The organism is Lachnospiraceae bacterium oral taxon 500 (assembly GCA_002999035.1).
Taxonomy (GTDB): Bacteria; Bacillota; Clostridia; order Lachnospirales; family Vallitaleaceae; genus W11650.
In genome coordinates this window covers 1,136,939-1,161,551 of sequence record CP027241.1, presented here as the reverse complement: position 1 = coordinate 1,161,551, position 24,613 = coordinate 1,136,939, and the positions used below count along the sequence as shown (strand labels likewise).

The following is a 24,613-nucleotide window of genomic DNA, read 5'->3' as shown; positions in this document are numbered from 1 at the left end:
TACCCCAAATTATTTCATTGCGTTATACACATCTGTAATTAATTTTGCATCGGTATGATTTAAAAATCCAGCTTTATCTTCTTCTTTATAGTTCCCCGTTTCGATGAAAAATTCCAAGCAGCCCATCAGCTTACCCTCCATCACCGAATAATCCTGACCTTCAGCTTTTTCTGTTGCTAATTTATAGGCACTTTCCGGCGTATAGTATTGATCCGCCTGCAAAAGAGTCTTACATGTCTCAAGGTCTACTTTGCTGCCGCCGTCTTCTGCAAAATCCAGCATCAGCTTGGCTGCTTCTTCCGGATTTTCTTCAATCCACTTCGTTGCTTTAAAGTATACCTGTAAAAATATTTTCATGGCTTCATATTTTTCCGGATCATTATAACTGTTTTTATTTGCCATAATATTCGTCATCAACCCGGTCTGTGCAATCCGGCCATTAGAAACCGGAACATATTCGTCGCTCATCTTCAGCATACTGAAAGCACCGGCCGCGTTACCCAAAACGCAAACATCGCCCTCTCCGGCCAAAAACGAACTGTAAATCGTTGGCCCATCCATGGCTACAAAGTCAACATCCTCTTTTGTCAGACCAAAACCGGATAAGGTTTTGGATAAAGTGTACTGCAAAGTGGTACCCGCGCTGCATAATGCTTTAACACCCTTCCAGGTTTCAACTGTTCCGTAAATTTCCGGATCAATCTTATTATTGCCCTTCCCGGCCGCTACAATCGGCGAATCTTTTCTGGCAAATACATACTGCCCGCCATCGTCCGTTGAACTGGCGCTAACCAGCAAAGCATCATACCGAATGGTTCCTGACAGTACACCGCCGATACCGGTTAGCCCGATATCCCATGAGTTTGATGATAAGGATTCCATTTGAACCGGCCCGTTGGTAAACATTACATCTTCTACTTCCAAGCCCGCTTCTTTAAACCACCCTTTTTGGTGCGCCACATAAACCGGTAAATACTGCGATGTACTGCTAATCCCCGAAACTGCCAGCTTCTTCACAGATGCAGTGTTGTTCTTGGTTTCTCCCGAACACCCCGCCATTGCCAGCGTTACAACCAATACCATCATTAACATCCATCTTGCCATCCGTTTGTTCTTCATGCTGAACCCTCCTTTTTTGTTTTCTTCATTTGACCTTTACCGGTATTCCGGATTTCTCTTCCGATACCGCCGGTTTGTATCACTTGTTACTGCAACATATTTTCCTGATTAAAGCTGCTTTTAAATTCCTCATAAAAGCCTTTAACCGCGTTTTCCGTAAATCCGTTTCTCAGCATCTCTGTCAAAATTTCCGGTGCTATCGTTACCGATTTTGCACCACAAGCAGCCATTTCTGCCACTTGATGAACGCTTTCAAAAGCTGCTGCCAAAAGCTCGGTTTGATAGCCGTTAACATCCAAAAGCCTTTGAATCTCCTTAGCTACCGCCACTCCGTCACTGCTCTTATTACTAATCTGGCGGACATACGGTGCTACCGAAGCCGCCCCCGATTCCGCAGCCAGCAGCGCCTGCATTGGCTGAAAAATTGCAGTTGCCGTCACTGAAACCCTTTTTTCCGCCAGATGCCGAATGACTCGATAGCCGTCCTCACTGACCGGAACCTTAATATGCACATCTGAACCCAATACTTTTAGAATATGTTCTGCTTCCTTAATCATCTCCTCTGCTTTCAGCGAAACAACCTGAACATGAAGCTCCGCTTCCGTTGGGATGGCACGGTGAATCTCCTGCAGAAGTTCCATTGGTTTTCCCTGCATCCTGGCCAGCAGCCTTGGATTCGTTGTTACCCCATCAAACCGATATCTGCCATAAAGCTGTTTAATTACAGCAACATCAGCCGTATCAATAAATATTTTCATTTTTAACCTCACTTCCTTTATTTTTATCCGGCGACCACACAAACCACTGTTAAAGGCTTTGTTCCGTCCGGGCAATAATATCATCCTGTGTCATTTTTGATAAAGCGTTAAAGAACGCACTGTATCCCGCCACTCTGACAATCAAATCTTTATGATCTTCCGGATGTTTTTGCGCATCAAGCAGGGTTTCTTTGGATACGACATTAAATTGAACATGAAAGCCTTTTAAATCATCAAAAAATGCCCTGACCATTAAAATTAATTTTTCTACATTTTTATCCTCTTGCAGTAACAGGGGATTGATTTTTTGATTCAGCAGCACACCGCCGGTAATCTCTTTCGTCGGCAATTTGGAAACAGACTTAAATACCGCTGTCGGCCCATTCGTATCTCGATTATGAGCCGGCGAGCACCCCTCGGCCAAAGGCTGACCAGCCTTTCTTCCATCCGGTGTCGCCATTGTAGCGGCGCCATGAGGAACATTGGCCGAGATTGACGAAGTACCCGCATAGTAACCGCCGCCAATCGGCCCCCGATTGTAGCGAGTATTGGTATATTTTCTGATTTCTTTAATATAATCCCCATATGCTTCTGCCAGTAGATAATCGACATAATCATCATTTCCATATTTATGGCTGCTGTTTTGCAAAAGTCTTTGTATTTCCTGTCCCCATTCTCCGGAAAAATTATCCTTCATTGCCTGCCAAAGCTCTACCGGAGTAATCAGCTTCTGTTCAAAAACAATATCCTTGATGGCAGCCAAAGAATCACCCAAGTTGGCAATTCCTACCTGCAGGCCGCTGATAAAATCATATTTTGAACCGCCTTCTTTTAATGTTTTTCCCGTTTCCAAGCAATTTTGCGTCAAAGCAGAGCATAAAACATCGGGATATCCCTCTTCCAAGCATACATCGGCGCAATTATCAATAATGACCGAAACTCTTGTCACTTCTTTAATCCCCTTACGCCATGCTGTCAATACCTGATCAAAGGAAGTCATATTCTGCAGATGTCCGGCACCTTCAAAAATCTTAATCCCCGAATTCGGCTCCACCCCATCGTTTAGTGCCGTCAATAAAGTCCGCGGAAAATTAATGAAGCTCATACCGGTACAGCGATATCCCCATTTGCCCGGCACCGCAACTTCAACACAGCCTACCGCCGAATAATCATAAGCATCTTTCTCTTCTACACCTTTTGCGATAAATGACGGAATAATGATTTCATCATTATTGAAGGCCGGCATGCCAAATCCCCTTTTTACCACATCCATGCAGGCTTTCATAAATTCCGGCGACGCTCCTTGATGATAGCGCACCGTCAAGTTGGGCTGCGGCAGTTTTAACGCTCCGACCGCTTCTAAAATCAGCATCGTAACCGGATTAACCGCATCTTTTCGATCCGCAGTTTGTCCGCCGATGGTGATATTTTGATACAGCGGCATCCCCGCGCCGGTCTTAGTCATTTCCCAACTGCGGATTTTATTGATTGACAAGGTTTTTATGCATAAGTTCTGAATCAGCTCCAAGGCTCTTTCTTCCGTAATTTCTCCCGCTTCTATCGATTTTTGATAATACGGTGCTAAATACTGATCCAGCCGTCCGTAAGAATAGGAATGCCCGTTCGACTCAATCTGCAGTATCAAATGAATAAACCAAACAAACTGAACAGCTTCATAAAAGCCCTCCGCCGGATGAGCCGGCACCTTCCGGCAAATCTCGGCCAGCTTCATCAATTCTTCCCGGCGCCCGTCTCCAACATTTTTTTCCGCCGCCATTTTTTCCGCCAAGACAGCGTATCTTTCAGCAAAATCAATAATCGCGTCCGCGACTCCGGCAAATGCCTGATAAAAATGGTAACTTTTCAGTTTGGTATAATCCGAAGTATCCAACTCCCGACATTTTTGCAGCGCGTATTCCTTATAATACAGCAGTCCCCGCTTCAGGATATCGTCATATGCCATCGCTACATGTCCGTCTCCCGAAGTAATACAGCCTTCCGCTTTGATAATATTCTGATCATAATAAAGCCTTGCTTCTTCCGTCATAGTCGAAAGAGCCTTTAATTTTAAGGTTTTATTACTCCAATATGGGGCAAAATCACGGATTTTTTGTTTTGCCTCTTCACTGATCTCAAATCGGTCACCATCTCTTTGGGCAAACTCATCCAGTTCCTTCATCATCCAGTCGATCCCATACTCCGGAAAGACCGGCGCCGCCTTGTCCCGGCTGGCTTGATTTCCCGCCAAAAGGCCATCCTCATCGATATAAATCGTCATATTTCTTAAAATCGCTTCCAAACTCTTTCCCCGCAGCCGGACTACGGGAAGGTATTCATATTCTTCATATACCTTGGTAATGATTTCCCCTCTCTCCGGGCAAATCGAGGCTGGAATATCAATAATATTTTTCCGCATCTTAGCAATTCGTTCCGTCAACTTTCTGATTTCCATGTTTCGTTCCTTCCTGAACTTCCATCCCGTTCTTTTGTAATCGTTTTCCATGTAATCGTTTTCCATATATAGATTACCATATTTTTTTTGTTTTTGCAATCTTTTTTGTACATTTTTCCTTTCTTTTTTATCCTTCTGATGTTCTTCCCGTCTTTTTTCCTTTTTCTCTTTTGTTTTTTCTCGTTTTATTGGTTTTATTCCTTGAAAATTCCCTTGCTTTCTTCTCTTGATTTTCAAACGTCTTACCTTACAAAACTTTGATTGAATCTTTTCTTTTTTCCGCTCCTTATCTTGAAAAGGCATCTCCGGTGTGATAAAATCAATTTATTCAATTACTATTCCTGCCGCCGTCCTTACCGTCCGAGGAGAACTATGAAAAGTCAAACCGTAACCATCAAAGATATTGCCAAATACGCTGATGTATCTACTGCTACCGTTTCCAGATATATCAATCAAACGCGGAAGTTAAACCCCGAAACCGCCGCCCGTATTCAGGAAGCAATTGAGCATTTCAGTTACATACCCAACGACAATGCCCGGGCGCTCCGATCCAAAAACGAAAAAATCATTGGCATTATCTTTCCTGATATCTCGAATAGTTTTTTTGCTAAAATTTTTAAAAATATTGAAGAACTACTTTTTGAAAAAAAAATATTTGTCCTGCTTTGCAATTCCGATGAAGACGAAGAAAAAGAAAGAGAATATCTTTACCGTCTGCTGCAAAAAAGAGTCGATGCCATTATTATTGCGCCGACCGGTTCGAATCATGAATTATTAAAAAGCATCTGTCAGACTACGCCGGTCATTATTTTTGACCGCAAGCAAGACGGCATTGCTACCGATCAGTTATACGCCAACGATTTTGATTCCTGCCGGCAATTAACCAATCATGTCCTCAATTGCGGTCACCGCCGGATTGCTTACACCTTGGGTGCAACCAGTTCCAGCGCCGCTGTGCTGCGTTATCAGGGCTTTTTGCAGGCGATGCAGCAAAACAATATTTCACCGCAAGATTATCTGGTAATTCCCGCTCAGGATGAGCTTACCTGCCGGCAGGAGTTTTATAAACTTTTGGTTCAAGACCAAATATCTGCCGCTATTATTACCTCTCCCAAAAAGCTAAACTGGTTTCTAATGGAAAGAAATCAGCTTTATTTAAAGGGTGGTCGTTCTTCCCTGTCCTTTGCCGGTTATGCCACTCCCAGTGAGTTTGATATCAGCGAAATTCCGCTGACCGGCTTGTTGCAGAAAGAGGAAACCTATGCCGCTAAGCTGGTAAATATTGTTCTGTCTCGTTTAGATAAACCCAAAAGCAAAATCAAAGATGTTGAACTGAAATTGGCTTTCTACAAAGGCAGCAGCATCTCTTCCATAAAAACAAACGGGCCTTTCAGTAAATGACTGCCGTCCGCCTTGATGGGGTTGTTGCATTTTAAGATTTTTACACATTTGTGTAAAATCTGTACTTTGCAGCAGCCCCATTTTTGCAGCAAAAATTCTCCTCTTTATCCGCCAATTTGTACCTTAGGAATCTCCTGTCTCAGCATCTCCGCAAAACCTTCCAGTTCTTCTTTCTTCATTGACTTATCATGCTGATACTCATATTCGAGCCCCAATTGCTGATATTTGCCTGAGCCAAATTGATGAAACGGCAGCAAATGAACTTCCTGTATTTGATATTTTTTTAATAATTGGCAAAATTGCCGTTGATCCTCCGGCTGATCATTAAACCGCGGAATGACCGGGATTCGTACTGCTAATGGGATCCTGGCGTCAATTGCCAGTTTCAAATGATCCAGTATCTTTTCTACTTCCACGCCCGTTCCCTGTAAATGCTGTCGGCTGTCCCAATGCTTCACGTCAAAATAAAGCAAATCGCACCACCGGAGCAGTCGGCGAAAACTTTCCTCCGAAGAAAAGCCGGTCGTTTCACAAGTAATATGAATCCCCTCTTGGTGTAAAGCCTCGGCCAGCCGTTCCGCAAAATCAATTTGCGCTAATACCTCGCCCCCCGAAAAGGTTACCCCTCCGCCTTCGCGAAAAAATACCTTGTCTTTTTCAATTTCATGTACCGCCGCTTCCACTGTCCAGCGCCGTCCCGCTATCCGCAGCGCTTTGGTCGGACAAACCGCCACACACGCAAAATGAGAGCCGCATTTTTCCGGCAAATGGTACGTTTTCCCAGTCGGATCCCGCCGCATCGCTCCGGCCGGACACGCCTTAATACACCGACCGCAACGAATACAGCTTGTTTCCACAAACTGGAGCTGCGGCCGAAAGCTTTGGCTTTCCGGATTGGAACACCATTTACAGCGCAGCGGACATCCTTTAAAAAATACCGTTGTCCGAATGCCCGGTCCGTCATGCAGACAAAATCTTTGAATTTCCAGCAGCATTCCGGTTTCTTTTTGGCTATCTGTTTTCATCTGTCTATCCTGCCTTATATAATATTTTCCGTTCGGGCAATAATCTCATTTTGCAGATCATGATCTAAGTCTACAAAATAAGCACTGTATCCCGCCACCCTGATAATCAGGCTCCTGTATTCATCGGGACTTGCCTGTGCCGATAGAAGCGTTTGCCGGTCTACTACATTAAATTGAACATGATGAATCGGCAAATAAACAAACGCCCGCAAAAGCATAAGAAACCGCTCTTTATTTTGCTTTTCCGAAAACATTGTTTTGGAAAACTTCATATTCAGTAAAGTACCGTTAGCGCACTGCACAGACGGAACCGCCGCCGCCGATTTCAAAACAGCAGTCGGCCCGTGTACGTCAACTCCCGCCCGCGGTGAAATTCCACCGTCCGCCAAAGGTGTTCCGGCCTTTCGACCATCACAGGAAGCACCAACGCCTGTGCCCATTGGTACATGCGCCGAGACCGTATATAATCCGACCGTATATCCGCCGTTCCGGGTATTTTTATAGTCTTTCAATTTCTCTCGAAACTTTTGCACCCATTTTTGCGCTAAAGCATCCACCTCTTCTTTATCGTTTCCGTAATACTCACCATAATTCATCACCCGGCTGCGCAAAACCTCATCCGGCCAGTCATCCCGGAGCTGCCCTAGCATCTGATCCTGGCCGATTTCCCCGGAATAAACCAAGTTTTTTAACACCGACAGACTATCTATCAAATTGGCCACCTGAACCAGCTGAATCCCTGACCGGTTATATTTCGCCCCGCCGGCCGAAACATCCCGGCCCGTCTCCATGCAGCCTTTGATGACCGATGACAACAGCGGCGTCGGTAAATATTTTTGATGAAGCCGGTCAACAATTTCATGCAGTTTAATCATCTGCTCAATAAAATAATTCATTTGCGCTTCCAGCGCCTTTTCCATGGCGGCATAGTCTGCATAGGTATCCAGGCCGCCCAGATCCAGTCCCAGCTGCTCCCCACTCAACAAACACCGGCCATGATTTAAGGTCAGTTCCAAAACCTTGACCAGATTAAACATAGCAGCATTGCTCCAGCCCAACATATTGCCGCAGCTGCTTAATTCCACGCAGCCGACTACGCCGTACTCCTCAGCGTCCTGCTTCGTCATTCCGCTTTCCATCAAAGCCGGGACAATGCTTTCATCATTAAAAAACTGCGGCAGCCCGCCGCCCTGTTCCAGTACATCCGCACAGGCTCTCAAATAATCGTCGCTCGACTGCCGGCAAAGTCTGGCCGAAAGATTAGGCTGCGGCAGATTCAATTCTTCCTGCGCTTTTAAAAACAGGAAGGTCAATTCATTTTCCCGATTTTTTTCGTCTCCTCCTCCCCCGACCACAATATTAAAGCCAATCGGAAAGCCGGCAAAATATTGGGCTTCTAAATGATTGCACATACAAACGATTTGATTGCATTTCAGATAAAAACACTCCAGCAGTTCCATAGCCCGCTCCGCGTCTAATTCTCCGGTATCTATGCTTTTTTGGTAATATGGCAGCAAATACTGATCCATCCTGCCCAAGGAAAACGACATGGCATTCGCTTCCAAATGGAGCAATACCAGTAAAAACCAAGTCATTTGCAAAGCCTCATAAAAGCCCGCCGCCGGGCGTCGCGCCAGGTTCCGGCAATTATCCGCTATCTGCCGGTAATCTTGCTGTTTGGTTTCTTCATAAAGCCCACGAGCCAGCTCTTCATACCGGCTGATAAACCTGACCGCTCCCTCCAGCACGATTTGCATGCTCTCATAGCAGTCTCTTTCTTCGCTTGTCTGCGCTGCCTCTTTCTTTTGCGCCGCCTCCCGGGCTAATTGCGCCGGCCCCTTTTTCAGCCAAGTTTCCACGTCCGGAATAATATGGCCTTGCGATCGTCCCTGCTGATTAACTTTAACCACCGCCTGCAGCGCTTTGCTCCACTCTCCGGCTTCTTGTTCTATTCTGCGCTCTAAAGCCTTTTCCCGCCAATACGGTAAAATTTCCTGACGATATACCTTAATGTCTTCCGGATCCACTTTAAAAGGATCCTGATTCCTTTCCGGGAGCGTTTCCAGCTCATCATCAATCCACAGCAACCCACAGCGCGGATAAACAATCCCGCTTTTCACGCCGGTGCTGCGATTGCCAACTATCAACTCCTGCGGCAGGATCTCAATGGCGATTTTTTCCATGGCTTCTCTTAATTCCCAAGCTCGAACTAAAATTTCCGTTTTCCCTTGATGTTTCCGATTGGCTTCTGTAATAATGCGGGCTTGTTCACAGCTAAGGTACCGAGGCTGTTTCATCATATACTTTTTTAAAAAAATCACCCTGTCTTTTGCCATTTTATTAGTTTTTCCTTTCTTTTACATCCGTGAAAACGTTTACCGACGTTTGATTTTATTATACTCTTTTCTTTATCCAGCGTCAATAAACAAATGTTTCAAATTTAAAGCGCTGATTTTCATTTATCCCGCATAAAGGCTCCGCCGCCCCGTCTCCTCTTGCTCTCTTCCCTCAAAGCTGATATAATAGCCTAAAGCTTTTCCGGAACGGCGTACTTTGCGGCTTGGACGAGCACGCCGCCGGCCGAAAAGGAGCGGCGCCGGACCATACTCAAAAAATCGCCTGAGCAGAAAACCGGTCAAAAAGAATCGGCGCTTTCGCCGGCAAAAGCGAACAACCACCAAAGGAGACTGCTATGCAGCATATAAAATCCATATTCTTTCAATACCGCGGGCTTTCCCGGGCGGCCTATATTTTATTTTTGGGTCGAATGATTACCAATATGGGCGCTTTTATTTGGCCGCTGCTGACCTTAATCCTCAGTCAGAAAATCGGCCTGTCCGCTTCCGAAAGCGCTTACGCCACCACCGGCCTGTCGATTTTTTATCTGATCGGCAGCATTGCCGGCGGAAAACTGGCCGACCACTTTAACCGCAAAAAAATCATTATCGTCTTTGATATTATCAGCACGGTTTTCTTCATCAGCTGCGCCTTCATTCAGCCCGGTTTTTGGATGATTCTCCTGTTCGGCCTGGCGGGCTTATTTGCCAGTATGGAAGGGCCGGCTTATGATGCGCTGGTCGCCGATGCCACCAAACCGGCAGAAAGAGAAAAAGTCTACTCCCTGAGCTACCTCGGACATAATCTCGGCTATATGTTCGGCGCAGCCATTGGCGGTCTGCTGTTTAATAATTATCTTTCCCTGGCCTTTATTTTTGACGGTTTAACAACCATCAGTTCCACCCTCCTTATTATTTTATTTGTTTTTCCGATTGCCAAAGAAACTCTGGCCGGCGATGAAATCAATGAGTATGAAAATGATATCGCGCCGGAAACCACCGCTTTTGCCCTGATGAAAAAACGGCCGCCGCTGCTTTTTTTCCTGCCGGCCGTCGCCTTGTCGGCCTTTGTTTACAGCCAATGGGGTTTTTCACTGCCGCTTTATACCAGTTATGTCTTTGGGGAAAACGGCCCGGCTTATTATGGGTTTTTATCGTCCTTTAATGCCTTTGTCGTCATATTGTTTACGCCCATTTTCACTTACCTGCTGCACCGGCTGCCGGGCCTGCTCAAGGCCGTATTGGGCGTAAGCCTTTATTCCGCCAGCTTTCTCCTGATTCTGGGCGGGCCGCCGTACTTTGTGTTCTTTCTTATGATTTTTATTTTTACTGCCGGTGAAATTATCAATACCATTGGCAACTCCCCCTATATCAGCCGGCGGGTGCCCAGCTCGCACCGGGGCCGGTTGTCGGCGATTATCGGCATCGGTTACGGCGTGGGTGCAACCACCAGCCGCCTGATCATCGGCCGGATTATCGACCGTTTTTCCTACCTCTTGGCGTTTTCCGCAATTATCGGCACGGGACTGGCTGCCGTCCTCCTGCTGCTTTTTGTTTACCGGCTGGATAAAAAGTATTTTCCGAGGCTCTATGAAAACTTACCCGGCACCGAAAAACTTAGTCTGTCTGATGACAAGACCCCTAAAAAAGGCAGTTCTAACGAGCGTAAAAAAATATATTGACAAATGACAGCGAACACTGTATTCTATTAATTGTTAGAGTACAGTGTTCGCTTTTAAATTTTTGGAAGGAAGCAGAATATGCCCAAAGACAAAACGGAAAACCATAAAAAAATCATTGCGTCCGCACAGAAAGAATTTATGACCTATGGCTTTAAAGACGCTTCTATGCGGCGCATCGCCGCTGACGCTAAAATGAGCGCTTCGGGTCTGTATAAGCATTTTCCCAGCAAGGAAGAAATGTTTGCGGCGTTAGTAGCACCGGCGTATGACGGGTTGATCGAGATGTATCGTCAATCCGCCGATGAAACGCGCCGAATTCTAGACACAGCTGATTTTTCCCATATATGGGAAGGCTCTCACGAAACCGTCTGGATCATGGAATATATTTATGAGCATTTCGATGCTTTCTGCCTGGCCGTCTGCAAAGCAGAAGGAACACGATACGAAAACTTCTTGCATGATATCGCCAAGCTGGGGGAAGAAAGAACGCTAAGCTTTATGGGCCAGCTCCGGTCAATGGGAATAAAACTGAACAATTTCAGCACGAAGGAACTGCATCTGCTAACAACCAGCTATGTGGACGCCATTTTTCAGGCGCTGCGGCATAATTTTACCCGAGAGGAAGCACTCCATTACGCCGAAACACTTGATAAATTCTTTACCCTTAGCTGGAAAAACTTTTTCGGCTATTAGAAAAACATTACAGTCCAACGAAAGGAGCAATTACGATGAATAAATGGACCTCAAGAAATGCCCTGTGGATGCTTGTTTATATGCTTCTGTACATAATCGGCACTATGCTGGTATGTGTGACCGGGCTTATCCATCCGTTAGTTTTTGTCTGCTACCAGATTACCGCCGGAATCCTGCTGACCGGAATTGTGATCAAAGCATTTGACCGGGTAAAGGCAGCCGGCGCGGCGCTATGTTTATCGGCCGGCGCGATTATCATGCTGCTGATGATAGGTGATGCCAATGGATGGCATGTGATTCCGCTGATTGTTATTGCCCTAGGGGCAGAAATGATTCGTTATGTGTGGAAATACCGCTGGACGGGAAATGTGGCTGGAGCAATTCTTATGACTTTTTCTACTTTCGGCTATTATATCCAAATCTGGTTCAATCGTGCTCATTCTTATGAACACTCAATTGAAGAAATGCCGGTCGGTTATGCCGATACGCTGATGGCTGTCAGCCCAATGTGGGCGCTCCCGGTCGTCCTCATCCTCGGCATTGTTCTGTCGGCGGTCATGGCAACTATCACAGCCAAGCTGTTTAAGCTCGAAAAACAATGAGCATATCGGTTCATTAAGCGCTCAGCGGAACCATGAAAAAAGGAGTCTTTTTTTAGGACTCCTTCTTTGTTCCTTCTTGCCAAAACCCGATTGTTGTGATATTCTATATAAATGATAGGTGCCAAAGCATTTGACACTTATCATTTATAAGGAAATTTTTAAAGCTTTTCCTCTAAAACACCGTTACCGTTCAGGCAAGCCATTTGTGATTCGTCCAAATACAAAACAGCTATCTTATGATAGATTGGGATAGACAATGAATTTCGATGAATTACTCATGTGGGCATTAAAAGAAGCCCGTGATATTTCTTATTGACCCGTTTTTCCGGGGAGGAGAATGATTATGAACAAAACCAAAATTATCGGAACTATCGGACCGTCCAGTAACAGTAAAGAAGTATTTACCGAACTGGTTAAAAGCGGGCTGCGCATTGCCCGGCTGAACCTTTCTCACGGCGAGCAGGAAATGCATGCCAAAAACATTGATATGATTAAGGAAGTCCGCGAAGAACTGGGAATTCCCGTTGCTCTCCTGATGGACACCCGCGGACCAGAAATCCGTACCCGCAATTTTGTGGGCGGCATCGCCACCTTAAAAACCGGTGATATGGTCATCCTTTCTCCGGAAGACTTTGAAGGCGACAGCTCCCGCATCAGCGTGACCTATCCTTCCCTCCATACCGATGTAGCGGTCGGCAGCCCAATCTTGATTGACGATGGCTTGATTGAGTTGGAAGTCAAAGAAATAAAAGGCAGCGAGATTCACTGCCTGATTAAAAACGGCGGTGATGTGAAAAATCATAAGGGCATTAATGTGCCGAATATTCATTTAAATCTCCCGATCCTGACGCCAAAAGACGAAGCCGATTTGATTTTCGGCGTCGAGCAGGATATTGACTTTGTTGCCGCCAGCTTTATCCGCAGTGCGGCTGATGTGGAAATAATCCGCAAACATCTGGTTACCCACGGCGGCAAGCATGTGCAAATCATTGCCAAGATTGAAAATCAGGAAGGTGTCAATAACATCAAGGAAATTGTGCAGGCAGCCGACGGCATCATGGTCGCCCGCGGCGATCTCGGTGTGGAAACGCCGCCGGAGCTGATTCCGGAAGTGCAGAAAAAAATCGTTGATATCTGCAATGATATGGAAAAGCCGGTGATCATCGCTACCCAAATGCTGGACTCGATGATTAAAAATCCCCGGCCGACCCGGGCGGAGGTGTCAGACGTGGCCAATGCCATCTGGGACGGAGCCGATGCCATTATGCTGTCAGGGGAATCGGCAGCCGGTGCCTACCCGATTGAATCGGTCCGGATGATGAAGCGGATTGCGATTCAAACCGAAAAATCAGTGCGCGACCGCACCAAGCGCCACCGCACGATTTATGACCGCGGAACCTCGGTTACCAACGCCGTATCGTTTGCCACAGTAACCACCGCCGAATACTTAAACGCCAAAGCCATCATCTGCCCGACCTACGAGGGCTATACGGCCAGATTAATCAGTAAGTTTAAGCCGGATTCCATGATTGTCGCCACGACCTCCAATCCGAAGATTCAAAGGATTATGCAGCTTTACTGGGGTGTGGAGCCGATTCTGGTCAAGCAGGAAACCTCATCGGAAATCCTGTTTTATAAGTCCGTAGCGACCATTAAGCAAATGGGCATTGCCCAGGAGGGAGATTTGGTCGTCATCACCGCCGGCATTCCCTTAGGTATCAGCGGCAACACCAATTTGATGAAAGTGCAGGAAGTAGAATAACATCCGATTTTCTGCCGCTTCGCCGGAAAACAAGCCTTGCCCGGCACAGGGAAAAATCAATAGAATTACAGCCTAAGTTTGCTGCCGGAGGAAAATCGCTGCCGGCAGTTGAAAAGGGGCTGTTGCATTTTAAGATTTTTACACAAGATTTAGAAAAATTCTTGCGTAAAATCTGCATTTTGCAGCAGCCCCTTTTTGTATTCTGTTTTTCTTCGTACTTCACTTCGTATTTTACTTTTCTGTTTTCGGCTTACAAAACCGCAAAACTCTGCAGCAGTTCAATCGCGTCCACATATTTTTGAACTTCCACATATTCATTGGGCTGATGCGCCATTTCCGGCTCGCCCGGGCCAAACAAAAGGACTGCCTGCTCCGGGCTGTGCGCCGTTAAGATCGAGGCATCGGTAAAGAAATTAATCCCGATTTTATCCCCGGCATAGCCTTTCTGGCGCAGCAACTCCTCCCAGCTTTGAACCCATTCCGCCTCCGGTGCGATCTGAATCGCCCGCCGCCGGTTAAGCGCCGCAAACTCCATGCTCAGTCCCGGGCTTGCCTGCTGAAGCTCCCGCAAAATCTCTCCGGCCCGGCGCAAAATATCCTCGGCCGTCAGCGGCGGTGTCATCCGGATATCCAAAACCGCCCGGCAGTCATCAGCCGTCATATTGGCCGCCATCCCGCCTGCAATCTGGTTAATCTGCATGGTCGACCGCCCCAAATAGGGGTGGGAAAAACCAAGCACATAGGATTTTAGCTGCTCCGTCAGGGCATACAGCCGCTCAATGGCATTAATCCCTTTTTCCGGATAAGCACCGTGTCCGGTTTTGCCCTTGACTTTAATCTCCAGCCATAAGCAGCCCTTTTGGGCAATACCCAGCCGCATACCGGTTGGCTCGCCCACCAAAATAAGCCCGGCCGGCTTCATTTGTCCTTTATCCAAAACCGCTTTGGCGCCCGCGCCGCCTCTTTCTTCATCGCAGGTTCCCAGAAACTGAATGCTTTTCCGCGGCTGCCCCGGTAAATGCGTCAGAGCGTATACCATTGCCGCCAGCCCACTTTTCATGTCCGAAGCGCCCCGAGCATAAATCCGGCCGTCCTGCCGCACCGGTACTTGCGGATCGGTTTGCCATTTCTGCCGGTCACCGTACTCAACCGTATCCAGATGCCCATTCCAAACAACTGTTTCCTCTTCCCGTCCCGGTACAAATGCAATCACATTGGCTCGTTTCTCATCCAGCCGGTCAATCTTGCTTTCAATACCATGCCAGCTGAAATATTGGTGCAGATATTCCGCCACCTTGCCTTCATCATGCTCGCCGTTGACCGATGGAATTCTTAAAATTTCTTCCAAAAATTGAACCGCTTCTTCCGCTTTCATTTTTCTTATTTCCTCAACTTTCTCCGCTTGAAAGCCGCAATTTTCGCCGGCTGCGTTCGCCGCAAAACCCGCCCAAAGACCAGCGTGCCTTTCCCGCTCTTTAGGCTTCGCCGCCGAAATGCTCGACTTCCGCCCACTCCGGAATGGAAGGCGCCGCTCCCGGTCGGGACACGGCAATCGCCGCCGCCTTGGCTGCCAGCTTCATACATTCCGCTTTCGGCAGACCTTTCAGCAAACCGGCCATAAAATAACCGGTAAAGGTATCGCCGGCCGCCGTCGTATCCCTGACCGCCACCTTATAGGCCGGTTGATAGAGATTTTCGTTTTTATCCAAATACATCGCGCCGTCCGAGCCCAAAGTCAACAGGATTCCCGCCTCAGGAAAACGGTCTGCCAGCTGCCGAATCAGCTTTTTTTCGTCCGTTTCCTCCAAGTCCTCCCTGCCCAGCAGACCCTTGGCTTCAATTTCATTTAAAATGAAATAATCGACAAAGCGGAGCGGAAGCCCTTCTATTTTCTCATTCATCGGCGAGGGATTGAGGACAATCCGCAGCCCGCGCTGATGCGCCTTTTCCATAATTTCCTTCATGCCGTTAATCTCGTTTTGCAGCACCAGATAATCACCGGCTGTAAACAAGGCCAGTGTCCGCTCAATCTGCCCGGAGGAAATGCTTTGATTGGCTCCGCCGTATAAAATAATACAGTTATCGCCGCTCCGGTCTCTTTGAATGATGGCGTTGCCGGTCCGAACCGCTTCTGATACCGCCACCAGCTCCGTACTCACCCCCGCCTGCCGCAGCAGCTGCAAAAGGCTTTCTCCGTCGGTGCCGACTGCCCCGGCATGAAAAACGCTGATTCCCGCCCGGCCCATGGCAATCGACTGGTTCAGACCCTTGCCGCCGCTGAACACCTCTAAGTTATCGGATGAGATCGTTTCTCCTTTTTTTACAAAATGATCCAGACTGTATACATAATCAATATTCAGCGAACCAAAGTTTAATATTTTCATTTGATACCACCTTACACTTGATTACAGTTCAGGCAAGCAACGATTGATACTTGCTATGCCGGCGGAACTCCTTCCGCCGCTACAGACGGCTTGCCTGAACGATATAATTACACTTCCTTAGTCAGCCATTTTACCAGATTGACAAACAGCGTTTCATAACCCGGCCATTCACAGAACTCGGCCGGTGCCCAATGCGGCGCACAATCCGTTGTAAAGACCGCCGTCCGGCCGGCGCCGTACTCAGCCGCCGCCACAAAGGGATCGTCTCCAACCGTCGCTAACAGCTCGGCCTCTGCCTTGATGGTGGTTTTATTATAGCCCAAAACCTTCGGCCACTCGCCGATGCCCTGCAGGATGGCATGCGCTTTGACCGTCTGCGGCTGAATCCCTTCGCAGTGCTCCTGCCGGTCATCGCCGAACAAAAGCTTGACCGGAAGAACATCCTGCACTGCCGTATCCCCCCATTTGCCTTTGCCATCAATCCCGGAAAAAGTCATGTATCCGCCGATCATCAAGAGCCCGCCGCCTTGCAGGACATATTCTTTCAACAGATTGCAGCGGTTGGGCCGAACCTGGCTTTTGGTAAAAGTGGCCGTCGGCAAAAGCAAAGTGTTGGCGCCGATATCCGACAGCATAATGACATCATACTGCTTTAATTCCTCTAAAGTAAAGGGAAATTCTTCCATTGCCAAATGATTCGGCAAAAATACAAACTCATACCCGGCTTTTTGCATCACCGCTTTTAAATATCTTTCACCGGTTTCATAAACCGAAGTATAAAAGGTATCAAACCCCTTAACATGGGTGGTGTAACTCATCCAGGATTCCCCGGCCAGTAAAACTTTTTTGCTCATCTTATCTCCTCCTGATATATCAGCTGGTTGGACTTTATTCTCTCATTGTTTTAAGCAGCGCACCGCTTCGGCGGTTCTCGCCTTTTTTCCCTTATTCTTATTGCTTTAATGTTCCGGTTTACCGAACTCCAAAATCAAATGCGCATAAATCAAAATGCTCTCCAAATATGCATCCAGGCTGACCCATTCATCAATTCCGTGGCATTGCGCCAAATTGCCGGGGCCAAACTGAATGGTCGGACAACCGGCAATATTCTTCCACAGTCTGGAATCGCAGCCGGCCGGCGAACCGACAATTTTTACGGCCTTATCCCTGGCCGCCAGATACCCCCGCTCAAAAGCATGAACAAAGGGATGTTCCCGTTCCATTTCAAACCCGCCGCCGGCCTGATAAATCGTAATCTCCGGCAGATTTTGCTCCAGCCAGGGATCGGCTTTTGCCGTGCGCTGAATTGTTTCGGTAAACTCATCCACCACCTGCTGGTACGACATTTGATTGGGAATATAATGGACACAAGTGGAAAACTCGCACTCTCCGGCCACAGTGGAACCGGCATCGCCGCCCTTGATTACGCCGACGTTTAAGTTCGGCGGCGGCAGCAGCGGATGTTTATAGTGCAAAAGCCACTCATGCTCCTTATCGCGCAAGGCTTCCATCAGTTTGATCGCCTTTTCGATCGCATTTACGCCCTTGGTCTTATCCCCGGAATGGCAGGCCTTGCCTTTAATCTGCACTCGAAAGAAAACAAAACCCATATGCGCCAAAATCAGCTCATCGCTCGTTCCCTCGCAAACTACCACACCGTCGGCCCGCTGTCCGCTCATAATCGCTTGCATCGAGCCATTCCCGCCGCCTTCTTCATCACACACCGAAGTAATGGCGACATTGACCGGCAACTCCTCTAAACCGGCATCTTTCAGTAGCTGAACCGCCATCACCGCCGCCATCAGGCCGCCCTTCATATCAGCCGTTCCCCGGCCGTACATTTTGCCGTCCCGAATCACCGGCGCAAATGGCGGATTGGTCCAGTCCTCGGTGTTATCGGCCGGCATCACGTCCATATGCCCGTTAAACATCAGGGTCGGCGCCGGCTGCTTTGCCCGAAACGTGGCATAGACATTAAACCGGTCCTGATAATTATGCCCCAGGTTTCCTTCCTGATATTGCCGGTAACAGCGCTGAATGCTTTCTTCCGTCATCGGATCGGTCAAAACCTCCGCTCCCATCCGGCCGAATAAATCCAGCATAAACTCCTGACCGGGCTTTTCCAGCCCTCCCAGAATACCATGCCCCAAATCATGCGTATCAATCGCCACAATCTGTTTTAAGGCCTCGATATATTTTTCCTGATTCGCCTGCAATGTTGCTTTTAAATCCTTCACTTAACGTCCTCCTTCCCGCCCTACGAGTATAGACGCAGACCGTCCTCAACCATATCCCAAAACTTTTCCACATCAATATCAATCGCTATATCGGCCGTGGCTTCTCTTTTCATATAGCCAAAGTAGTCACAGTTGGTCCGGCCATAGGATTGAATGCTCCTGTGCTCGATTTCGGTATTCATTGCTTTCAGCGTCAAGACTGTCGGGTCAATCAAATAAGCAATTGTAATCGGGTCATGCAGCGGCCCGCCCTCCCAGCCGAAAATTTCCTTTTGCGTCCGGCAAAAATGTCCCATCAGATCGACAAATAAGCCCGAAGCCTTGTTGCCGATTTTACCCATGCGCTCGACAATCGCCGGGTAACACAGCGCCTTACGGGTGACATCAAGGCCAACCATTACCACCGGCCGGCCGGCACTGAAACAAACATGAGCCGCATCGGCATCGGCAAAAATATTAAATTCGGCTGCCGGTGTGACATTGCCATTGGTATAAGCGCCGCCCATCAGCACAATTTTTTGAATTTTTTCAATAATTCTCGGCTCCATCCGCATCGCCATAGCCAAATTCGTCATCGGTCCGGTTGTTACCATAGTAATATCACCGGCTGAGTCCATCAGTGTTCTGACGATAAAAGAAACGGCATGTTCCTTTTCCAGTTCGCGGGTCAGCGCTGCAAAAACCGGACCGTCCAGGCCCGTTTTGCCATGAATATCCCCGGCCGTCACCTTCTGCCGTACCATCGGCTGACCGCAGCCGGCATAAACCGGTACGTCCAAATCCAGATGCTGGACTATGTTTAAAGCATTGCGCTGGGTATTGTCCAAGGTTTGATTGCCGGCTACCACCGTAATACCAAGCAGTTCAATCGCCGGATTTTTGGCCGCCAGCATAATCGCCACCGCATCGTCATGTCCGGGATCACAGTCCAATATAATCTTTGTTTTTTCCATTTTGTTCTCCTTTTTGAAATTATGAATCCAATTTCCCGCATTTGTCAGCACAACCTTTTTTTGGTAGGTCGCCCGCCCGGGCAGAAAGCGAAGCTTTCGATCAGGGTAGGTCGCCCACCCGGGCAGAAACGCATAGCGTTTCGACCAGGGCAAGAACGCCCGCCCGAGGAAAATTGAGTTATCAATTCGTCATCAGCGACGACTCCTTTTTCTTATGAGTTTTAATCTTAATAAACATTGACACCGCCAGCACTAAAACCGTAACCAGATACGGCATCATCAGGACAAACTGAGCCGGAAAACCATAGGCCTGCAAGCGGGCGCCGATGGAATCAGCAAAGCCAAACAGCAGACAACCCACCGCCGTCAGCACCGGATCGCCGCCGCCGAAATACATGGCTGCCACGCCCATAAAACCGCGGCTACTTGTCATATTTTCCACAAACTGCCGGCTGTAACCCAGCGATAAATGTGCACCGGCCAGGCCGCCGATAATTCCGGAAATAAACATGGCCTGATATTTGACGGCATTGACATGAATGCCGGCCGTCTGGGCCGCTATCGGGAGCTTGCCGACTGCCCGCAGCCGCAGTCCCCAAACGGTTTTATAAAATAAAAATTGAAGAAAGATAATGAATGCCAGGACAAACCATTCCGTTAGACTCCAATCATTTAAAATCTCGCCAATCACTGGAATGTTTTTTAAAAACGGTACGGAAATCCGCGGAATCGGTACAATCGACGGATTGGAAAAGGTTCCGTTGGTCTTAAAAATAACCTGCATCAAAAACTTGGTCACGGCAATAGCCAACAGGTTAATGCCCATGCCAATCGCACAAATCTCGGAATTATAGCGAATATGTCCAACCGCCATAATCATTGCAATCAGCCCGCCGGCCAACATCGCCACCAAAACTCCGGCTATCCAGCTGCCGGTAAAAAAGCTGACCGCCACGGCCGTAAACGCTCCTATCAGCATGATGCCTTCGGTGCCGATATTTAAAATATTGGCCTGCTGCGTGATAGCCGCGCACAGCGCCGCGTAAATAATCGGCGTTGACGCCCGAAAGGTTGCGTAAATCAAAGAAAGATTAAAGATTTTCGCCAGATTTTCCATTATTTTCGCTCCCTCCTTCGGTTTGTTCCGCTCCTGTCTGCGGCTGCGTCTTTTTTAATTTAGAAAGAAATGAGGATCTTGCTTTCCACTGGAACAGCAGCTCCATTGTTGCCACAATGATAAAAACGGCAGAAATCGTATCCACAATTGATTTCGGTACGCCGGTTGACTGCTGCATGGCCATTGCTCCTGATTTAAGCGCTCCCAAAAAGAATGCCATAAAGGGCGTGAAAATCAGATTGGATTTAACAATTAACGCCGCCAGCATGCCGTTGGTACCCAAGTCCCGGGCAAAGTTATCCAAATAATAACCATGCACACCCAGCACCTCAATGCAGCCGGCCATTCCGCCCAGCATCCCGGATAAAATCATGGCCTGGATAAATACTCTTTTTGAAGAAATCCCGACATAATCGGCATGATAGGGATTGGTGCCGACCGTTCGGATTTTGTAGCCCCACTTGGTTTTATACAGCATAAACACCACCAGCCCGACCACGACCGCCGCCAAAAAAATACCGGCATTAGCCGACGACGGCTTCATAATCTTGGGTATCGTTACCAGCACGGGATGCGACTGCGGATTGGCCGTTCCGGCGCTCATCGGCCCGCTGACCAGATAAGAGGCGATATAAAGGGCAACCGTATTCATCAAAATCGTGACGCAGACCTCCGAAACATCATAATATGCTCTTAAAAAAGCCGGGATGCAGGCCCACAATCCGGCCACCACCATCGCGCCCAAAAAACAGGCCAAGAGCAGTAACGGCTTCGGTAAAAAGCCCCAGTTAATGCCGATATAAGCGGCTGCAATCCCGCCCAGACAAACCTCGCCTTCGACACCGACGTTAAAGGCACCGGCTTTGGCTGCCACCGCAAAAGCCGTGGAAGTCAAAAGCAAAGGTGTAAAGCCGGCAATCGTATTGCCCAGACCCAGCCGGGTACCGAATGCACCTTTTAACACCGCCCGATAAGCGCTGACCGGATTTTCCCCGATCGCCAAAATAAAGACCGCGCCGATGGCCAGCACCAGGCAAAGAGTCAAGCCTATTTTTACAACTGCCCTAACGGATTGATTCATGACTTTGCTCTCCTTCCTGCACTTTTGCTCCCATCATCAACAGGCCCAAGTTATTTTCATTGGCTTCCTGCGCCGGCATTTCGCCGGTAATCCGGCCTTCATGCATCACTAAAATCCGATCCGACAAAGAAATAATTTCTTCCAGTTCGGCCGATACCAGAAGCACTCCCGCCCCTTCTTTTTTGGCTTTTTCCAAAGCGGAGCGGATAATCTCAATGGCTCCGACGTCAATCCCCCGCGTCGGCTGGGAGGCAACCAGCAGTTTTTTCTTCATTGATACTTCCCGGGCAACGACTACTTTTTGGGCATTGCCGCCCGATAATGACGAGGCCGCCAGTTTATAGTCGGCCGGCCGAATGTCAAACTGCCCGACCAGCTGCCCGGCGTGTTCAGCCTGGGCCTGCTCATTTCTTAAAAGGCCTTTGGAAAAACGGGGCTGATCGATTTCCACCGCCACCAGATTATCCTCTATGCTCATCTCCCGGTTCAGCCCGCGAACATTGCGGTCCTCGGGAATATGCGCCAAACCTGCCTGCCGCACTTCTTTGGGACTTTTATTCGTCACGTCCCGGCCGTTTAACAGCACCTGCCCTTTTTCCGTCCGGCGTAAGCCCGTAATCGCTTCAATCAGTTCCGATTGACCGTTGCCGTCAATACCGGCAATGCCGACAATTTCCCCTTCCTTTACGGACAAGGACAATCCTCTGATTTTAGAGGATTCCTTTTGGCTCGGCACCCAGACATCTTTGACTTCCAAAATCTTTTCGCCGGGCCGGTCATAATCCTTTTCAATATTGAGGAAAACTTCGCGGCCAATCATATCCTTAGTCAGCGCCAGCGGATTGGTTTCTGCCTTCGGCACGGTCCGAATATAATTGCCCTGACGCATGACGCTGATCCGGTCGGAGATTTCCATGACTTCATTTAATTTATGCGAAATAAATACAATTGATTTTTTTTCTTCCTTTAAATTCTGGAGGATTTCAAACAGCTTTCTGGTTTCCTGCGGCGTCAGCACCGCCGTCGGCTCGTCTAAAATAATGACCTCCGCTCCCCGCATCAGTGTCTTGATAATCTCTACCCGCTGCGCTTCGCCGACGGAAATCTGACCCACCTTTTTATCCAGCTGAATCTCCATATTATACTGCTCAATATAACGCTTCACGTCTTTTCTGGCCCGGTCAAAGTCGATGGTAAAACCTTTTTTCGGCTCAAAGCCTAAAATAATATTTTCCAAAACCGTTAGATCGTTAACCAGTACAAACTCCTGATGCACCATACCGATACCCAGCTGAATCGCCAGTCTTGGCTCCAGCTTCGGCATCATTTTGCCGCGGACGATAATTTCTCCGTCATCAATCGGATACATCCCGTACAGCAGCTTCATCATCGTTGACTTGCCGGCTCCGTTTTCTCCGATCAGAGAGTGAATTTCGCCCTTTTCCAGAGTAAACTCGCCATGCCGCACCGCCCGCACCTCACCGAACGATTTTACAATATTATTCATTTCTACAATGTATTCGCTCATCTTTTCCCTCATTTGCCGGTCGGGTTCAGACACACGGATATTTATGCTTACCGCCCATACTCATAATTCACCGAAATATCGGCAGATTATCGGGAGCTTGCCTGAACTGTAACCTTTTCTCTTTTGTTCCAAAAAATAAGCTGCCGCGCAGGATGACTTTACCGACTGGTCGGTACCACCCCCGTGCGGCAGCTTTTTTTACGCTTTATTTCGGGCCAAAGCCTTCGTAATTTTGAACTTTAATTTCTCCGGAAATGATCTTTTGTTCCAATTCTTTACACTTATCAACGATGTCCTGCGGGAACTTATCGCCCAGGGCTGCTTTGATTACCGAAAAATCGGTTAAGCTGACGCCGCCCTCTTTCAGGCTGAGATATTGGGTGCTGCCGCCTTCAAAGGTTCCCTTAACCACTGATTCAATAACCAGATAGCAGGCGTTGTCGACTCTTTTTACCATTGAGGTCAAAACATGGCCGGGCTGGTCATTATCCTGATTTAAGTCTACGCCGATGGCATAGCGTTTCGCTTCTTTGGCCGCTTCCAAAATACCCGAACCGGTACCGGAAGCAACGTTCATAACGATGTCTGCGCCTTGCTCATACTGTGCCAGTGTCAGTTCCTTGCCCTTTAACGGATCAATCCAGCTGCCGGCAAACGCCTGCAAAATCTTAATGTCCGGATCAATATATTTGGCACCCTGCTCATAGCCGATGTAAAAGTCATGCAGCACCGGAATGTCCATACCGCCGACCCAGCCGATAATTTTTTCTGAATTGACACCCTCAATATCCGTTTTTTGAGTAAACATTGCTGCCGCCGCGCCGGCTAAGAACGAACCTTCGTTTTGAGCAAAACTGATGGACTCAACCGTCGGCAGATCAACGGTCGTATCAATCACTGCGAACTTAACATTCGGGTAGTTCTCGGCATGCTCGGTAATATAGTCGGCAATATTGGACGAAGCACCGATAACTAAATCATAGCCTTCCTCGCAGGCCGCTACCAGGTTTGCTTCCCATTCCTGGGCCGTTGTTCCTTCCAAGGATTTCAGCTCAATGCCAAAATCTGCTTTTGCTCTTTCCGCTCCGGCGTTACAGGAATCGTTATACGATTTGTCGCCCAGATTTCCGGTATAAACAATACATACTCTGATTTTCTTGCCTTCCTCGGTTTTGGTGGTTTCTTCTTTCTTTCCACTATCCGTCTGGCCACTGTCCGGCTTTCCGCTGTCCTTCTTCCCACTGTCCGCACTGCCGCATGCCGCCAAACTGAAACAGAGCAGACATGCCATCAACAAACTTAATACTTTCTTCATTTGCTTCCCCTTTCTTTTTTGCTTAGGAAAATGTTTTCCTATAACTTTTTCTTTATCGCTTTTATATTAACGCTTCCCTTGGTTCTTGTCAATATCCTTTTGTGTTTTTGGTTATTTTTTGATTATTTTCTAACTATTTTTATGCAAAATGACGTTAAAGCACAAACG

The 24,613-nt window shown here is 47.8% G+C and carries 20 protein-coding genes; 5 read left to right on the top strand and 15 right to left on the bottom strand.

Annotated elements, in window-relative coordinates:
* Positions 1-9: 9 nt before the first annotated feature.
* The 3 genes from C3V36_05315 to C3V36_05305 all read right to left on the bottom strand — a co-directional run bounded on the left by C3V36_05315 (position 10) and on the right by C3V36_05305 (position 4,329).
* Positions 10-1,092: a hypothetical protein gene (locus C3V36_05315; protein AVM70452.1), complete on the bottom strand. Its 1,083-nt coding sequence runs from the start codon at positions 1,090-1,092 to the stop codon at positions 10-12.
* A gap of 113 nt (positions 1,093-1,205) precedes the next feature.
* The gene (locus tag C3V36_05310) at positions 1,206-1,961 is read right to left on the bottom strand and encodes a fructose-6-phosphate aldolase (protein AVM68707.1); all 756 of its coding nucleotides are present in this window, start codon (positions 1,959-1,961) and stop codon (positions 1,206-1,208) included.
* On the bottom strand, positions 1,927-4,329 hold the full coding sequence (locus C3V36_05305; protein ID AVM70451.1) for a formate C-acetyltransferase/glycerol dehydratase family glycyl radical enzyme: 2,403 nt from the start codon (positions 4,327-4,329) through the stop codon (positions 1,927-1,929). Before C3V36_05305 ends, C3V36_05310 begins: the two co-directional genes overlap by 35 nt.
* Positions 4,330-4,701: 372 nt before the next feature.
* On the opposite strand from C3V36_05305, the gene C3V36_05300 reads away from it, so the two are divergent.
* Complete coding sequence (locus tag C3V36_05300) at positions 4,702-5,730, top strand: hypothetical protein (GenBank protein AVM68706.1); 1,029 nt, start codon at positions 4,702-4,704, stop codon at positions 5,728-5,730.
* A gap of 104 nt (positions 5,731-5,834) precedes the next feature.
* Here C3V36_05300 and C3V36_05295 read toward each other — a convergent pair whose 3' ends face one another.
* From C3V36_05295 to C3V36_05285, 3 genes are all read right to left on the bottom strand, one after another.
* Positions 5,835-6,755: a glycyl-radical enzyme activating protein gene (locus C3V36_05295; GenBank protein ID AVM68705.1), complete on the bottom strand. Its 921-nt coding sequence runs from the start codon at positions 6,753-6,755 to the stop codon at positions 5,835-5,837.
* A 14-nt stretch (positions 6,756-6,769) separates the two neighbouring features.
* On the bottom strand, positions 6,770-9,091 hold the full coding sequence (locus C3V36_05290; protein AVM68704.1) for a formate C-acetyltransferase/glycerol dehydratase family glycyl radical enzyme: 2,322 nt from the start codon (positions 9,089-9,091) through the stop codon (positions 6,770-6,772).
* 123 nt (positions 9,092-9,214) lie between these two features.
* Positions 9,215-9,436, bottom strand: coding sequence for a hypothetical protein (locus C3V36_05285; GenBank protein ID AVM68703.1), 222 nt, complete (start codon positions 9,434-9,436; stop codon positions 9,215-9,217).
* A gap of 11 nt (positions 9,437-9,447) precedes the next feature.
* On the opposite strand from C3V36_05285, the gene C3V36_05280 reads away from it, so the two are divergent.
* The 4 genes from C3V36_05280 (at position 9,448) to pyk (ending at position 13,830) form a co-directional block, all read left to right on the top strand.
* Entirely contained in the window at positions 9,448-10,773 is a 1,326-nt protein-coding gene (locus C3V36_05280; protein AVM68702.1) for an MFS transporter, read from the top strand.
* Between the two features lie 78 nt (positions 10,774-10,851).
* Positions 10,852-11,466 carry a TetR/AcrR family transcriptional regulator gene (locus C3V36_05275; GenBank protein AVM68701.1) on the top strand — a complete coding sequence of 205 codons (615 nt, stop codon included), beginning with the start codon at positions 10,852-10,854 and terminating at the stop codon, positions 11,464-11,466.
* Between the two features lie 35 nt (positions 11,467-11,501).
* Positions 11,502-12,068, top strand: coding sequence for a hypothetical protein (locus C3V36_05270; protein ID AVM68700.1), 567 nt, complete (start codon positions 11,502-11,504; stop codon positions 12,066-12,068).
* Positions 12,069-12,405: 337 nt separating this feature from the next.
* A complete protein-coding gene (gene pyk, locus C3V36_05265) occupies positions 12,406-13,830 on the top strand; it encodes a pyruvate kinase (protein AVM68699.1) in 1,425 nt (474 codons plus the stop codon).
* A gap of 250 nt (positions 13,831-14,080) precedes the next feature.
* Here pyk and C3V36_05260 read toward each other — a convergent pair whose 3' ends face one another.
* The 9 genes from C3V36_05260 to C3V36_05220 form a co-directional block, all read right to left on the bottom strand.
* A complete protein-coding gene (locus tag C3V36_05260; GenBank protein ID AVM68698.1) occupies positions 14,081-15,205 on the bottom strand; it encodes an ArgE/DapE family peptidase in 1,125 nt (374 codons plus the stop codon).
* 100 nt (positions 15,206-15,305) lie between these two features.
* Positions 15,306-16,214: a ribokinase gene (locus C3V36_05255; GenBank protein AVM68697.1), complete on the bottom strand. Its 909-nt coding sequence runs from the start codon at positions 16,212-16,214 to the stop codon at positions 15,306-15,308.
* A gap of 107 nt (positions 16,215-16,321) precedes the next feature.
* Entirely contained in the window at positions 16,322-17,068 is a 747-nt protein-coding gene (locus C3V36_05250) for a cytoplasmic protein (GenBank protein ID AVM68696.1), read from the bottom strand.
* Positions 17,069-17,173: 105 nt separating this feature from the next.
* Positions 17,174-18,451: an acetylornithine deacetylase gene (locus C3V36_05245; GenBank protein AVM68695.1), complete on the bottom strand. Its 1,278-nt coding sequence runs from the start codon at positions 18,449-18,451 to the stop codon at positions 17,174-17,176.
* A gap of 20 nt (positions 18,452-18,471) precedes the next feature.
* The gene (gene rihB / locus C3V36_05240) at positions 18,472-19,404 is read right to left on the bottom strand and encodes a ribonucleoside hydrolase (GenBank protein ID AVM70450.1); all 933 of its coding nucleotides are present in this window, start codon (positions 19,402-19,404) and stop codon (positions 18,472-18,474) included.
* A gap of 181 nt (positions 19,405-19,585) precedes the next feature.
* Positions 19,586-20,521 carry an ABC transporter permease gene (locus C3V36_05235; GenBank protein ID AVM68694.1) on the bottom strand — a complete coding sequence of 312 codons (936 nt, stop codon included), beginning with the start codon at positions 20,519-20,521 and terminating at the stop codon, positions 19,586-19,588.
* Positions 20,496-21,602 carry an ABC transporter permease gene (locus C3V36_05230; GenBank protein AVM68693.1) on the bottom strand — a complete coding sequence of 369 codons (1,107 nt, stop codon included), beginning with the start codon at positions 21,600-21,602 and terminating at the stop codon, positions 20,496-20,498. Before C3V36_05230 ends, C3V36_05235 begins: the two co-directional genes overlap by 26 nt.
* Positions 21,586-23,130 carry an ABC transporter ATP-binding protein gene (locus tag C3V36_05225; GenBank protein ID AVM68692.1) on the bottom strand — a complete coding sequence of 515 codons (1,545 nt, stop codon included), beginning with the start codon at positions 23,128-23,130 and terminating at the stop codon, positions 21,586-21,588. Before C3V36_05225 ends, C3V36_05230 begins: the two co-directional genes overlap by 17 nt.
* Before the next feature lie 205 nt (positions 23,131-23,335).
* On the bottom strand, positions 23,336-24,445 hold the full coding sequence (locus tag C3V36_05220; protein ID AVM68691.1) for a BMP family ABC transporter substrate-binding protein: 1,110 nt from the start codon (positions 24,443-24,445) through the stop codon (positions 23,336-23,338).
* Positions 24,446-24,613: the final 168 nt, after the last annotated feature.

What these genes read in the sequence shown, in the direction of transcription:
- C3V36_05255 (AVM68697.1), bottom strand. Translation starts at nt 16,214, where the DNA reads ATGAAAATATTAAACTTTGGTTCGCTGAATATTGATTATGTATACAGT.
- C3V36_05220 (AVM68691.1), bottom strand. Translation starts at nt 24,445, where the DNA reads ATGAAGAAAGTATTAAGTTTGTTGATGGCATGTCTGCTCTGTTTCAGT.
- C3V36_05280 (AVM68702.1), top strand. Translation starts at nt 9,448, where the DNA reads ATGCAGCATATAAAATCCATATTCTTTCAATACCGCGGGCTTTCCCGG.
- C3V36_05315 (AVM70452.1), bottom strand. Translation starts at nt 1,092, where the DNA reads ATGTTAATGATGGTATTGGTTGTAACGCTGGCAATGGCGGGGTGTTCG.
- C3V36_05300 (AVM68706.1), top strand. Translation starts at nt 4,702, where the DNA reads ATGAAAAGTCAAACCGTAACCATCAAAGATATTGCCAAATACGCTGAT.
- C3V36_05295 (AVM68705.1), bottom strand. Translation starts at nt 6,755, where the DNA reads ATGAAAACAGATAGCCAAAAAGAAACCGGAATGCTGCTGGAAATTCAA.
- C3V36_05250 (AVM68696.1), bottom strand. Translation starts at nt 17,068, where the DNA reads ATGAGCAAAAAAGTTTTACTGGCCGGGGAATCCTGGATGAGTTACACC.
- pyk (AVM68699.1), top strand. Translation starts at nt 12,406, where the DNA reads ATGATTATGAACAAAACCAAAATTATCGGAACTATCGGACCGTCCAGT.
- C3V36_05290 (AVM68704.1), bottom strand. Translation starts at nt 9,091, where the DNA reads ATGGCAAAAGACAGGGTGATTTTTTTAAAAAAGTATATGATGAAACAG.
- rihB (AVM70450.1), bottom strand. Translation starts at nt 19,404, where the DNA reads ATGGAAAAAACAAAGATTATATTGGACTGTGATCCCGGACATGACGAT.
- C3V36_05260 (AVM68698.1), bottom strand. Translation starts at nt 15,205, where the DNA reads ATGAAAGCGGAAGAAGCGGTTCAATTTTTGGAAGAAATTTTAAGAATT.
- C3V36_05305 (AVM70451.1), bottom strand. Translation starts at nt 4,329, where the DNA reads ATGGAAATCAGAAAGTTGACGGAACGAATTGCTAAGATGCGGAAAAAT.
- C3V36_05230 (AVM68693.1), bottom strand. Translation starts at nt 21,602, where the DNA reads ATGAATCAATCCGTTAGGGCAGTTGTAAAAATAGGCTTGACTCTTTGC.
- C3V36_05310 (AVM68707.1), bottom strand. Translation starts at nt 1,961, where the DNA reads ATGATATTATTGCCCGGACGGAACAAAGCCTTTAACAGTGGTTTGTGT.
- C3V36_05270 (AVM68700.1), top strand. Translation starts at nt 11,502, where the DNA reads ATGAATAAATGGACCTCAAGAAATGCCCTGTGGATGCTTGTTTATATG.
- C3V36_05275 (AVM68701.1), top strand. Translation starts at nt 10,852, where the DNA reads ATGCCCAAAGACAAAACGGAAAACCATAAAAAAATCATTGCGTCCGCA.
- C3V36_05225 (AVM68692.1), bottom strand. Translation starts at nt 23,130, where the DNA reads ATGAGCGAATACATTGTAGAAATGAATAATATTGTAAAATCGTTCGGT.
- C3V36_05235 (AVM68694.1), bottom strand. Translation starts at nt 20,521, where the DNA reads ATGGAAAATCTGGCGAAAATCTTTAATCTTTCTTTGATTTACGCAACC.